This is a genomic window from Halorubrum wangae, assembly GCF_051194135.1.
Taxonomy (GTDB): domain Archaea; phylum Halobacteriota; class Halobacteria; order Halobacteriales; family Haloferacaceae; genus Halorubrum.
The window spans coordinates 174,962-186,833 of record NZ_JBLZNH010000003.1 but is presented as its reverse complement, the minus strand read 5'-3'; the positions used below and the strand labels follow the sequence as shown (position 1 = coordinate 186,833).

Sequence of the window (11,872 nt, the reverse complement as noted above, 5' to 3'; positions counted from 1 at the left end):
GACGCGACGTAGTGAAAGGCGCGGCGACGCTCGGCGTCGTCGGCCTGGCGGGCTGTTCGGGTGACGGCGGGGACGGGGGGGACGGCGGAGACGGCGGAGATGGCGGAGACGGCGGCGGTGACGTCACGATCACGATCGGCGGCACCTCGACCGGTAGTTCCACGCAGGCGGCCGGACAGGCGCTCGCCCGTGCGGCCTCACAGCACAGCGACTTCCTCAACATCTCCGTCCAGGAGACGCAGGGCTGGACCGCGAACCTCTACGAGTACGACAACGGCCAGATCCCCGCGATGGGCGTCGACAACAACTCGCTGTCGAAGGCGCTCAACGAGGAGGGCCCGTTCGCCGAAGACCCCGTCGAATCGCTCCCGAACCAGGGCTTCCTGTTCACGTCGCTGCAGATCCACTGGGTCGGACTGGACGGCAGCGGGGTCGAGTCCGTCTCCGACCTCCGGGAGGGCGGCTACACGATCTACCCGATCCAGCCCGGCTTCGGGACGCGACTGCTCACCGAGGAGATCCTCAAGGAGGCCGGCATGTGGGAGCCGAACGACATCCTCAACGTCGACACGGGCGACATCCCGGGTGCCGTCGAAGAGGGACGCGTCGACGCGCTCTGTCTGTACGGTGCCAACGGCGTCAACCTCTCCGGTTGGTGCCAAGAGGTGGACGTGCGCAGTGGCGGCGGCCTGAATCTGCTGGAAGTCGACGACGAGTTCCGTCAGGTGATCGATGACCACCCCGGTGCGATCCTGGAGGAAGTCGAGCCGTATGGGTACGAGCAGGACGTCACCGCCTACACCGACACGCTGACCGCTTGGTCGCTCGCCGGCCAGTGGGCGTTCAGCCCGGAGATCTCGGCTCGTGCGACCCATGAGGTCTGCCGACTCGCGCTCGAGCACGAAGATACGCTGCGGGAGTCCGACCCGACGACGCTGGAGTACTCGCCCGAAGCGATGACTCAGACGGTCATTCCGGAGATAGATGTCCACGCCGGCGTCGCCGACTTCTTCGATGAGAACGGCGTCTGGAACGACTCTTGGAGTCGCGGCGACGAGTAGTACCGACCGCGTAACCACCTCGACACCCCGATCTTTCACGACGGATGGCCACCAACTCCGACAACCCGACCGATCCGACAGACCCGTCCGAGGAACCGGACCAAGGACTGCTCGCCGACCAGGAGTCCCTTGAGCTCGCCCCCGGCGACCGCGGGCGGAAACAGCTTTGGCTGTACCTCCTCTCGCTGCCGTTCTGGTTCCTCGTTATCTTTCTGCCGACCCTGATCGTCCCGAACTTCCTGACCGGGGCGTACGGCGCCGCGCTCCCGGCGCTCCTGTTCGACGATCCGGTCTCGATCGCGACCGCGATAGAGGAGTCCGCCACCGCGATCCTCGGCGTCGGCGCGGTGCTCGGCGTCGCTGGCGTGTCGGCGCTCATCCTCCGACTCGGGTCCGGGATAGAGGAACGCCTTCGGATGGCGCTCATCTCTTTCTCGATCCCGTTCTGGATGATCGTGATGTGGTACTCGTACACCCAGCTGATGCCCCGCGGCCAGTACGCGGTCGCGTTCCTCGGCGGCATCCTCGGGCTGTACGTGCTCTCCGAACTCGACGAGCCGCTCATCGAACGCAACTGGGGTGAGGTGGCGCTTCTGGTCGGCTCCGGGCTCATCTCGCTCGGAACCAGCGGGTACCTCTTCGTGAACTACCAGGAGGTCGCGATCGACACGGTCGGGCGCGCGACCGAGCCGCAACTCGCGCTGGCGTTCGCGTTCACGCTTGCGATGATCTATCTGACGTGGCGGTCGTTCGGACTCACGTTCCTCGCGGTCGTCCTCATCGGGATCGGTTACGGGTTCGCCGGCCCGTTCATGCCCGGCGCCCTGAGCCACGGCGGGCTCTCTGGCACGCGCATGCTTCGTATCCTCGTGGTGAGCGTCGACGGGTTCTACGGGTTCCTCACTCGCCTCGTGGCGGCGTGGATCGCCCTCTTCCTACTGTACGCCGGACTCCTGAAGGCGTACGGTGCGTTCGATCTCATCCTCCGGCTCGCGGTGCGCTCGGCGAAGTACGTCGACTCGGGTATCGCCCAGACCGCCGTCGTCGCCAGCGCGGTCATCGGCTCCGTCAACGGGAGTCAGACCGCGAACGCCGGCATGACCGGTTCGTTCACCATCCCGCTGATGAAAGAGAACGGGATCAAACCGGAGACGGCGGGCGGCATCGAAGCGGTCGCCTCCACGTCCGGGCAGGTGCTCCCGCCCGTGATGGGCGCCGGCGCGTTCATCATGGCGTCGCTTATCACGGGAATCACCTACGTCGACGTGATCATCTCCGGGCTCATCCCGGCGGCCGTGCTCGTCGTCTCGATCACTATCGCGGTCCACTACGTGGCCGCGCCCCAGATCGAGAACCCGGAGATGGACGGGCTCATCGGCGACCAGATGGCGCGGCGCACGATGGTCCTGGAGTCGTTCAAGTACGGGGTCCCGCTCCTGATCCTGATCTACATCCTCGGTGTCCTGCAGTACACCGTGATGACCGCCGCGCTGTACACGGCGGTGTCGATGATCGTCTTCGGGATCGGCATTCCCCAGATACAGGCGGCACTCGACGGAGAGAGCAACACGGAGGCGCTGTTCAAGACGCTCGAACAGACGGTGGACGGGTTCCGCGAAGGCGTCATCGTCGTCGCGCCGGTGACGATCATCCTCGCGGCGATCAACGGGGTCGTCGACATCCTGATGGCGACCGGCGTGCCGACGGCGATCTCGCTCACCCTGCTCGACCTGTCTGGCGGGGTCCCGATCATCGCGTTCGTGCTGGCGATGATCATCTGTATCATCCTCGGACTCGGCATGCCGACGACCGCGGCGTACACCGTCGTGGCGCTGTTGGTCGCGCCGACGCTCATCAGCCAGTTCGCTGTCCCGGAACTCGCGGCTCACTTCTTCGTGTTCTACGCCGCGATCCTGGCCGGGCTGACGCCGCCTATCGCGACCTGTGTCGCGGTCACCTGCGGTATCTCCGGTGGAGGCTTCTGGGGGAGTTGTAAGGAGGCGCTGCGCATCTCCGCACCGCTGTTCGTGCTCCCCTTCGCGTTCGTCTACCATCCGGAACTCGTCTCCGGGACGTTCAATTACGCCTCCCTGTCCGCCGGCGCCACCGCGATGGTCGGCGCGCTGGCGATCATCCATGGCATAAACTACCAGTTCGTCTTCGCCCGGGGGCAGACGTACGGGCTCCGGGTCGCCTTCTTCATCGCCGGCGTGTTGGCGATGGTCCATCCGATGCAGAGCGTACAGCTCGGGGCTATCGCCGCGGTCGGGGCGCTGTACGCCCTCCAGACTGTCGTGGGACGACCGAACCCGGTCCGCACCATCCGCGGCGCGGCCGGGATCCTCTCCGGACGGAAGCGATAGCGGCCACCGCAGACGGCGGTTCTTTCTTTCTCAGTACGACCGCGGGAGCCCGAGCACGCGCTCGCCGAGGTAGTTGAGCGCGAGCTGCTGGGTCACGGGCACGAGCCGCGTGAGCCGCGCCTCTCGGAAGTACCGTTCGACGTCGTACTCGCGGGCGACGCCGAAGCCGCCGTGGGTCTGGACCGCGGCGTCGGCGGCATCGAACGCCGCCTCGGCCGCGAGGTACTTCGCGACGTTCGCCTCGGCGCCCGCGGCCGTCCGGTCGAGGTCGTCGAGGCGGTCCGCGGCGTCGTAGATGACCTTCTTCGCGGCGAGCAGGTCGGCGTACGCCTCCGCGAGCGGGTGCTGGATCGCCTGATTCGCGCCGATCGGGCCGCCGAACACCTCCCGCTCGTTCGCGTAGTCGATCCCGCTTTGGAGCGCCGTCTCGCCGAGCCCTAAACACTCCGCGGCGATCACGAGCCGCTCCTCGTTGAGCCCGTCGAGCACCTGGTAGAACCCCTCCCCCTCCTCGCCGATCAGATTTCGCACCGGTACGTGGACGTCGTCGAAGTAGAGCTGATACGAGTGGACCGCCCGGCTCGCCGTCTTCGGAATCCGCTCGATCTCGAGCCCGTCGGCGTACGCGTCCTCCAAGTCGACGAGGATCATCGATATCCCGCGGGTTCGTTTGTCGACCTCCGCCCGCGGCGTCGTCCGGGCCATCAGCACGAGGTAGTCGCTGTTCTCGACCCGCGAGATCCACACCTTCTCGCCGTTGATCACGTACTCGTCGCCCTCGCGCTCCGCGGCGGTGCCGCTCGGGTCCGAGCCGCTCCCCGGCCGTCGCTCTGCCCGCGTCTCCATCGCCGTCGAGTCGGAGCCCGCGTTCGGTTCCGTGAGCCCGAACGCCTGAATCATCTTCTCACCGGCGGCCACCTTCGGGAGCAGTTCCGCTTTCAACTCCTCGTCGGCGTACTTCACGATCGGCACCGAGTTGTAGATCCCGCCGTGGATCGACTGAGGCGCGGCGAAGCCGCCGCCGCTCGCGGCGATCTCCTCCATCATCACCACCGCCTCGCTCGTCGACATCCCCACCCCGCCGTACTCCTCGGGGATCAACATGCCGAGCCAGCCGTCCGCGGCCAGTTGATCGACGAATTCCTGCGGATACGTCGCCGTGCGGTCGCACTCTCGCCAGTACTCGTCGTCGAACGCCGAACAGAGGTCGCGGATGCTCCGTCGCACGAGCGACTGCCGCTCGGTGAGATCGACGGAGTCGCGCCAGTCAGATGGCATGCGTTCACGTGGACTGTCCCGTCGCATAAGGATTCGCGTCGTGGTGATCGCTGCCCGGAGTCGACGGACCGCCATCGCCCTCGCGTCCGTCGGTTGCCGAGAGCGGACCGCTTATACAACGGGCTGCGGTGGCTGATGGTGGATGGACCGCAGCTACTGGCGCGCGGTGTCGCTCGTCACGCTCTGGCAGGTGTCGGCGAGCATCTGTTACTACGCCGTCTTCGCGGCCACGCCCTTCTTTCGGGACGAGTTCGGCCTCTCTCGGTTTCGCGTCGGGATCATCGTCACGACGCTCACGCTCGGCTACGCGATTTTCTTGCTCCCCGTCGGGGCGCTCACCGATCGATTCGGCGAGCGGCGCACCCTCTCGCTCGGCCTCGTCGGGCTCGCTGCCGGGATGCTACTCGTCGCGGGAGCGGGGTCGTACGCGCTCCTGCTGGCGGCCGTGTTTCTCCTCGGCTCGGTGTACAGCACCGCGATGCCCGGAACGAACAAGGCCGTCTACGACAGCGTCTCGCCCGGCAAACAGAACACTGCCATGGGCGTCAAACAGGTCGGTGTCACGGGCGGGAGTGGGATCAGCGCCCTCCTCGTGACGGGGCTCGCGGGGTACTTCTTCTGGCAGATTGGCTTCCTGATCGCCGCCACGCTCGGGATCGTCGTCGCGGTCGGATTCTACGCACTCTACCGCGGCGAGAGCGGCGGCACGACCAGCTACCCCGATCTCCGCGGCCTGGCGAACAACCGGGCGTACCTGCTGTTGGCAGTCTCCGGGCTGTTCCTCGGCGCCGCGCTGTTCACGACCACGGGGTACACCGTGCTGTACGTCGAGGAGTCGATCGGCGGGTCGGTCGCCTTCGGCGGCGTCGTGCTCGCGGTCGTGCAGCTGTTCGGGAGCGGCGGCCGGCTTCTCGGCGGGTGGCTCTCCGACGCGCTCCCCGGCGATCCCCAGACCCGGATCGGGGGTATTCTCCTCGTACAGATCCTCGCCAGCGCGGGCCTGTTCCTCGTCGTGGCGCGGACGACGACGCCGGCGAACGCGGCCGTCGCTTTCGCGGCGCTCGGCTTCTTCGTCCTCGGGTTCACGGGTGTCTACTACTCCTGTATGGCGACGCTCGTCTCCGCCGACCGCATGGGGAGCGCGACCGCCGGCTGCCAGCTGGCGTTGACCTCGGGCGCGCTGTTCGCGCCCCCGGCGTTCGGCTACCTGGCCGACACCGTCGACTACCGCGCGAGCTGGACGCTCCTCGCGGTCGTCTGTCTGGTCGCGGCCGGACTCGTCGCGATCGCCGTCCGCACCGACCCACCGGTCGGCGAGACGGCGATGGCCGAGTGACGCCGCGGCGAGTCGGCTCGCCGTCGGCGACTCGCGGCAACCCCGGCAGCTACCCCCGAACCTTTGGCGACCCACCGCGAACGCCGGCGTAATGGATCCCGCCGAGCGACGGATCGTGGCGTTCACCGCCGGCTCGCACGGGCTCGTCCACACCTACGAGCTCTCCATTCCGATCCTGTTGACGGTGTGGATCGCCGAGTTCTCGACGACGGCCGCCACCCTCGGACTCGTCTCGACGATCGGGTACGGCCTGTTCGGCGTGGGCGCGCTCCCCGGCGGCATCGTCGTCGACCGGTTCGGCTCCAAGCCGGTCATCCTCGCGTGTCTCGCCGGGATGGCGGGCTCGTTCCTCCTCGTGAGCGTCGCACCAAACCTCCTCGCGCTCGCGCTCGCTATCGGCGTCTGGGGCCTCACGGCGAGCGTCTATCACCCCGCGGGGCTGTCGCTGATCTCGAAGTCGGTGGAACAGCGGGGGACAGCGCTCGGCTACCACGGGATCGGGGGTAACCTCGGTATCGCGCTCGGGCCGCTGGCGACCGCGCTGCTCCTCTTGGCGTTCGACTGGCGGGTCGTCGCGGCCGCGCTCACGGTCCCCGCGGTCGTCGTCGCCGTCTACGGAACCACCGTCGACGTCGACGCGGCCCTGGCTGATCCCGCGGCCGCTGACGGTGGGAACGCGGACTCGGACCCCACCGAGGACAACCGTGCCAAGGGAGAGGTCTCGCTGTCGACGGTCGTCGACGACACGCGCGTCCTGATCGCGGGCGGGTTCCTGATCGTGTTCGCGTTCGTCGCGTTCAGCGGGCTCTACTATCGGACGTTCCTCACGTTCCTCCCGGACCTCCTCGGCGACGTCCTCGGCGGACTCATCGACGTCCAGTTCATCGACCCGGAGAGCCCGTACGCCGAGGAGTTCGACGTCGCCCGGTACCTCTACGTCGCGGTCCTGATGGTCGGCGTGTTCGGGCAGTACCTCGGCGGCCGCATCGCCGACCGGATGCCGCCGGAGCGAGGGCTGATGGTCCTGATGAGCGTGTTGACCGGGCTCGCGCTCCTCTTCGTCCCCGCCAGCGGGGGTACGGTGACGTTCCTCCTCGTCTCGCTCGCGCTCGGCGTCACGCTGTTCACGGTCCAACCGCTCTCGCAGGCGACGATCGCAGCCTACTCTCCGAGCGAGGCACGCGGGATATCGTTCGGCTACTCCTATCTCGGCATCTTTGGCGTCGGTTCGCTCGGGGCGGCGCTCGCGGGCTGGATTCTCACCCGCGCCGGACCGCGGGAACTGTTCGTCGTCCTCGCGGGGATCGCCACGCTGGGCGCGCTCTCGGCGGCCGCCGTCTCCCGGTTCGCGACGCGGCAAGACTGAGCGGTCGGCTCGGCCGCGGTGTATTCGTCGTCGCGGAACGGCCTCGGCCGCCGTGTGAGCACTCTCCGACCCGCCGGAGACGTGATCCGCGCCGAGATCCCGAGACGGAAGCGCCGTCTCGACGTGATCTTTTAACACCCACCGCGATCAATTCTCGGCCATGTACCACGTCCTGTTGCCGATCGACATCGAGGCCGACCGCGCGCTGTCCCAAGTCGACCTGTTGGAGTCGCTGCCGATCGAGCCGGACGGCATCCGCGTGACGGTGTTACACGTGTACGAGGAGGTCGACGCGCCGGCGGACGAGGCGGGGTCCAGCATCATTGATGAGGTCAACGAGTCGATCGAGGACCTGCGCGGGATCCCGGAGTCGCTGAAGGCGGTCGAGGCGCGCCTCGACGACCTCGGGATCCAACACGACCGCGAGATCCACGTCGGCGACGCGGCCGAGGCGATCCTCACGGTCGCGACGGAGGCGGACGTCGACGCGATCGCCATCGGCATGCGGAAGCGCTCACCGGTCGGGAAGGCGCTGTTCGGCAGCGTCAGCCAGACCGTCCTCCTCAACGCCGATCGACCGGTGATCGTCGGGAAACCGAACAAAAAGGAGTAGCGCCGCGCGGCGCGAACGGGCGGCGGTCCGAACTGATCGATTCTTACGAGACGGTCGCCGCGTCCACGAGCGACGCGAGCGAACCTTCCCCTGCCCTTCCGTCGGTGAGCGACGCCACCGCATCGGTGAGTCGCTCGGGATCGATCTCGGTGTCGGCGAGAAGTCCGGTCACCTTCGCGCGACTCTCCGCGTCCGACATCGGCTTCGCTGGCTCGCCGAGCGGGACTCGGACCGATCGCTCGTGCGTCTCGCCGCCGGCGGTCACGCGCACTTCGGCGCCCCACTCGTCGGGGAAGCGCCCCTCAATCTCCTCGTCGGTCGTCACGCTGGTCGCGTCCATCAGTCGCCGGAGCGCCGGGTCGTCCCACCGCGGCGACCCGTCGAGCCGACCGACGGCCCGGAGGAACGGCTCGGCGCCTGCCGACCCCTCGGTCAGGACGAGTGCGGCGACGAACGGCGCCGAGAACTGGCAGTCGACGAAGCTCTCCGGGCGGCGTTTCGACTCGATAGGGTCGCCCGTGAGCCGGACGCCCGCGCTCGGGATCGCGATCCGGACCGAGTCGACGGCGGCGGGGTCGACAGCGGGTGCGATTTCGCGGAGGGCGTCGATCGCCGGGTGGAGGTACCGACAGCAGGGGTACGGCTTGCGGCCGGTCTCCGCGACCGCATCACGCTCGTCGAGGCGGTCGAACGCCGCCGGGTTCGGGTCGTCGCTGTACCCCGCGAGAAAGCCGTACTCACCGTCGAGGGGGTCGGCCGCGCCGACGACCCCCGCGGCCGCGAGATCGGTCGCCTCGATACCCCTGCGGGCGGCCAATCCGGGGTGGAGCCGCTTGTTCCAAGCGCCGTTCGAGAGGAACTGGAGCGACCCGGCCGCCTGACTCCCCGCGATCCCGAACGCGTCGCGGAGCGCGTCCGCGTCGAGGTCTCGGACCACGCCGGCGGCCGCCACCGCCCCGAAGGTGCCGCAGGTGGCGGTCACGTGGAAGCCGCGGTCGTAGTGGGAGTCCGGCCCGATCGCCTCCCCGACGGTGCAGGCCACGTCGTAGCCGGCCGCGACGCCGGCGAGGAATCGATCGGCGCTCGCGCCGGCACCCTCGGCGGCCGCGAGCGCGGCGGCGATCGTTGGTGCGCCGGGGTGCAGCGAGGAGGGGAGGTGCGTGTCGTCGAAGTCGAGGCTGTGCGCGAGCGCGCCGTTCGCGAGCGCGGCGTCGGCCGGGGTCCGGCGCTCGCCGCTCGGGAGGACCGTCGCGGCCGCGTCGGTCTCCGGGTCAGGAGTCGGGCCGGCGATCCGGTCGATCCCGTCGAGCACCGCCGGCGAGGAGTCGGCGTGTGCCGCCCCGCCGATCGTCACCGCGAACCAGTCGAGGACGTGCTCGGAGATGGCGGGTCGGTCGCCGGCGGCGGCCTCGCAGTGGGCGACGAGGCGGTCGGTTACCATGCCCTCACGTCGACTGGGTGCCTCATCAAGGTTCGGCTCCCGGTGGGCGGGGCGGCCGCCGGCGGACTCAGTGCCCCCGCTTCGCCGATGGGTCACTCCTCGTCGTCGGAGTCGTTGCGGTGGCTTTCGTCGTCGCCACGGCCCTCGGCGGCCGAGTCGTCGTCTTCTTCTCCGACCTCGATCCTGACCGGGCCGTCGTCCGATTCGGAGTCGTCGTGCGAAGTGTCGCCCGACGCGTGACCGCGGTCGTCCTCGGTCGCGTAGTCGTCGAGCGTCGTCTCGCGGGGGTCGTCCCGTTTCCCCTCCAGTTCGCTCAGCGCGTAACCGACGACGTAGCCCGTCGATCCGCCGAGGAAGGCCCCGATCCCGGCGCCGACCGGGCCGCCGCGCGCGCCGAGCACCGCTCCGGTGAACCCGCCGAGCGTGGCGGCCCGCTCCGCGTCTCGCTCGACTCGCGTGCGGTCCCGGTCGGCGATCCGATCGGCTGCGCGGCGCTCGTCGTAGTTGTGAGCGGTCATACCGGTCAGTAGGGACTCTGGCGGCCTATACGCTTCGGCGGTGCGCGACGCTCGACGACCGGAACGCCGACCGAGAGCGGGGATCAGACCGTGTGTTTCGCCTCTTCGGCGTCGTCGACGACCTCGATCCCGCGGTTGTTCACCGCGTGGGGGTCGAGCCCCTGCTCCTGGAGGAACTGCTTGTACAGTCGCTCGACGGTCTCGCCGTCCTTCTGCCGGTCGCTGGCGTGGTCGCACAGTTCGACGAGGTTCTCCGGCACGTCGTTCTCGTGGACGATCCAGTGGTTGATCGTGTCCGAGAGCCGACGGATGGGCGAGGTGAAGTGGCCGTAGATGTCGAAGTTGAGCGCGTGGTGGCCGCCGAACGGGTCGTTCATGTACTTCGCGCGGGGCATCACCTTCAGCACGGCGCGCTGGATCTTGTTGAGCTGTCGACTGGGGGACTCCTCTAAGGCGGCGTTGACTGCCTTCCGCGGGTCGTCGCCCCACGCGCTGCCGGGGATGGAGACGCCGTCGAGCTCTTGGATCTCTTTGAGCGCCTCGCTCCACTGGTCGGGGGTCGGCTGCGGGTGGACGCGGTACATCGCCTCGACGCCGCGGTCCCACATCAGGGTGTGCGTCACTGCCTTGTTCGCCTTCAGCATCGACTCTTCGATGATGGTGTGCGCCCGATCCCGCCGCGGGTTCAACACGAGCGAGCCGTCCTCCTTGCGCTGCTCGTGCATCCGGTCGGCGAGTTCGAAGGCGAGCGCGTTCTCTTCACCGAGTGGGAGCGAGGGATCCTCTAACCGCTCCTCGCACTGCTTGTAGGTGAGCCGCTCGTCGGAGTTGATGACCGATTTGTAGATGTCGATATTCTCGAACGAGAGCGTCTCGTCGTCGATCTCCATCTCGACGGTGTGTGCGAGCCGATCCTCGTTGGGGACGAGCGAGCAGACGGTCTCGGCGAGCACCGGCGGGAGCATGTGGATGGTGTAATCGGGCAGGTAGACGGTGTTCGACCGCTTCACCGCCTCGTCCCACATCGCGGTGTCGGGGTTGACGTAGTGCGTGACGTCGGCGATATGGACCCACAGCCGATAGGCGCCCTCCTCGCGCTCGATGGAGATCGCGTCGTCGAAGTCCTGCGCGTCGACCGGGTCGGTGGTCCACGTCGTGAGGTCGCGGAGGTCCGCTCGGTCGTCGATCTCGGCTTCGATCTCGTCGTAGACGCCTTCGGTCCGGGCCTCGGCCTCGCGGAGGACCTCGTTCGGGAACTCGTCGGGTATCTCGAACTCCTCGAACAGGTCCGCCCGCTTCTCGGCGAGTCGGTCCGCCAGCTCCGCCGTGATCGTCACGGGGCCTTGGTCCTCGGCGGACCCGGGTTTCGGCTCGTCATCTGACATACCGGTTCCAACGCGGGTCCGTTAGAAAGGCCTGTCGGGCGGGTGACCGAGCCGTCCGAAACGACGGCGGACTATCGGTCGCGGTCGGACGGTCCACGGTCGCGGTCAGACCGATCCTGGTTGCGGTTCGACCGGCGGCGGGACTCGGGTGCGTCGGCGCCGTCGTCGGGCACGACCGCGTCGGTGTACCGCGAGAGGAACTCCTCTCGCGAGAGCCCGTCGGCTTCGATAGTGCAGATCAGCGATTCGAGCCCGTCTCGAGACTGGTGGCAGATATCGTCGTCGCAGTCGGTACAGAGGTACTCGAACTCCTTGTCGCGCCGGTCCCAGCGGTCCCCCTCCTTGTCGTACTCGCGCGCGTCCTCCCGCAGCAACGACTCCCCGCACGCGATGCACGTCACCGTCCGTCGGTCCCGGCCTCTGCGGGGAGTCCACATATCACGTACCTCGTCCTCATTCCACTTAGCGTTTGGTACGCGATAGTCTCGCCCGGCGACGTGTACATCTATAA

General features: G+C 68.2%; 10 protein-coding genes. 5 read left to right on the top strand and 5 right to left on the bottom strand.

Annotated elements, in window-relative coordinates:
- Positions 1 to 11: 11 nt before the first annotated feature.
- Positions 12 to 1,061 carry a TAXI family TRAP transporter solute-binding subunit gene (locus ACNS84_RS10955; protein WP_435075165.1) on the top strand — a complete coding sequence of 350 codons (1,050 nt, stop codon included), beginning with the start codon at positions 12 to 14 and terminating at the stop codon, positions 1,059 to 1,061.
- Positions 1,062 to 1,105: 44 nt separating this feature from the next.
- On the top strand, positions 1,106 to 3,424 hold the full coding sequence (locus tag ACNS84_RS10950; protein ID WP_435074902.1) for a TRAP transporter permease: 2,319 nt from the start codon (positions 1,106 to 1,108) through the stop codon (positions 3,422 to 3,424).
- A 30-nt stretch (positions 3,425 to 3,454) separates the two neighbouring features.
- On the opposite strand, the gene ACNS84_RS10945 is transcribed toward ACNS84_RS10950, so the two are convergent.
- Positions 3,455 to 4,702 (bottom strand): acyl-CoA dehydrogenase family protein, encoded by a 1,248-nt coding sequence (locus ACNS84_RS10945; RefSeq protein ID WP_435074901.1) that lies wholly within the window; start codon positions 4,700 to 4,702, stop codon positions 3,455 to 3,457.
- A gap of 142 nt (positions 4,703 to 4,844) precedes the next feature.
- Between ACNS84_RS10945 and ACNS84_RS10940 the strand changes: the two genes are divergently transcribed.
- From ACNS84_RS10940 to ACNS84_RS10930, 3 genes are all read left to right on the top strand, one after another.
- Positions 4,845 to 6,038 (top strand): MFS transporter, encoded by a 1,194-nt coding sequence (locus tag ACNS84_RS10940; protein ID WP_435074900.1) that lies wholly within the window; start codon positions 4,845 to 4,847, stop codon positions 6,036 to 6,038.
- A gap of 91 nt (positions 6,039 to 6,129) precedes the next feature.
- A complete protein-coding gene (locus tag ACNS84_RS10935; RefSeq protein WP_435074899.1) occupies positions 6,130 to 7,404 on the top strand; it encodes an MFS transporter in 1,275 nt (424 codons plus the stop codon).
- A 160-nt stretch (positions 7,405 to 7,564) separates the two neighbouring features.
- Complete coding sequence (locus ACNS84_RS10930) at positions 7,565 to 8,017, top strand: universal stress protein (protein ID WP_435074898.1); 453 nt, start codon at positions 7,565 to 7,567, stop codon at positions 8,015 to 8,017.
- 43 nt (positions 8,018 to 8,060) lie between these two features.
- On the opposite strand, the gene ACNS84_RS10925 is transcribed toward ACNS84_RS10930, so the two are convergent.
- From ACNS84_RS10925 to ACNS84_RS10910, 4 genes are all read right to left on the bottom strand, one after another.
- On the bottom strand, positions 8,061 to 9,458 hold the full coding sequence (locus ACNS84_RS10925) for an MmgE/PrpD family protein (RefSeq protein ID WP_435074897.1): 1,398 nt from the start codon (positions 9,456 to 9,458) through the stop codon (positions 8,061 to 8,063).
- A gap of 92 nt (positions 9,459 to 9,550) precedes the next feature.
- Positions 9,551 to 9,976 (bottom strand): hypothetical protein, encoded by a 426-nt coding sequence (locus ACNS84_RS10920; protein WP_435074896.1) that lies wholly within the window; start codon positions 9,974 to 9,976, stop codon positions 9,551 to 9,553.
- A gap of 83 nt (positions 9,977 to 10,059) precedes the next feature.
- Positions 10,060 to 11,361 carry an RNB domain-containing ribonuclease gene (locus tag ACNS84_RS10915; protein WP_435074895.1) on the bottom strand — a complete coding sequence of 434 codons (1,302 nt, stop codon included), beginning with the start codon at positions 11,359 to 11,361 and terminating at the stop codon, positions 10,060 to 10,062.
- A gap of 71 nt (positions 11,362 to 11,432) precedes the next feature.
- Positions 11,433 to 11,798 carry a DUF7562 family protein gene (locus ACNS84_RS10910; protein ID WP_435074894.1) on the bottom strand — a complete coding sequence of 122 codons (366 nt, stop codon included), beginning with the start codon at positions 11,796 to 11,798 and terminating at the stop codon, positions 11,433 to 11,435.
- Positions 11,799 to 11,872: the final 74 nt, after the last annotated feature.

Excerpts from the sequence above, each read along its gene's own strand:
- ACNS84_RS10945 (WP_435074901.1), bottom strand. The coding sequence starts at position 4,702 with ATGCCATCTGACTGGCGCGACTCCGTCGATCTCACCGAGCGGCAGTCG.
- ACNS84_RS10950 (WP_435074902.1), top strand. The coding sequence starts at position 1,106 with ATGGCCACCAACTCCGACAACCCGACCGATCCGACAGACCCGTCCGAG.
- ACNS84_RS10910 (WP_435074894.1), bottom strand. The coding sequence starts at position 11,798 with ATGTGGACTCCCCGCAGAGGCCGGGACCGACGGACGGTGACGTGCATC.
- ACNS84_RS10915 (WP_435074895.1), bottom strand. The coding sequence starts at position 11,361 with ATGTCAGATGACGAGCCGAAACCCGGGTCCGCCGAGGACCAAGGCCCC.
- ACNS84_RS10935 (WP_435074899.1), top strand. The coding sequence starts at position 6,130 with ATGGATCCCGCCGAGCGACGGATCGTGGCGTTCACCGCCGGCTCGCAC.
- ACNS84_RS10930 (WP_435074898.1), top strand. The coding sequence starts at position 7,565 with ATGTACCACGTCCTGTTGCCGATCGACATCGAGGCCGACCGCGCGCTG.
- ACNS84_RS10940 (WP_435074900.1), top strand. The coding sequence starts at position 4,845 with ATGGACCGCAGCTACTGGCGCGCGGTGTCGCTCGTCACGCTCTGGCAG.
- ACNS84_RS10920 (WP_435074896.1), bottom strand. The coding sequence starts at position 9,976 with ATGACCGCTCACAACTACGACGAGCGCCGCGCAGCCGATCGGATCGCC.
- ACNS84_RS10925 (WP_435074897.1), bottom strand. The coding sequence starts at position 9,458 with ATGGTAACCGACCGCCTCGTCGCCCACTGCGAGGCCGCCGCCGGCGAC.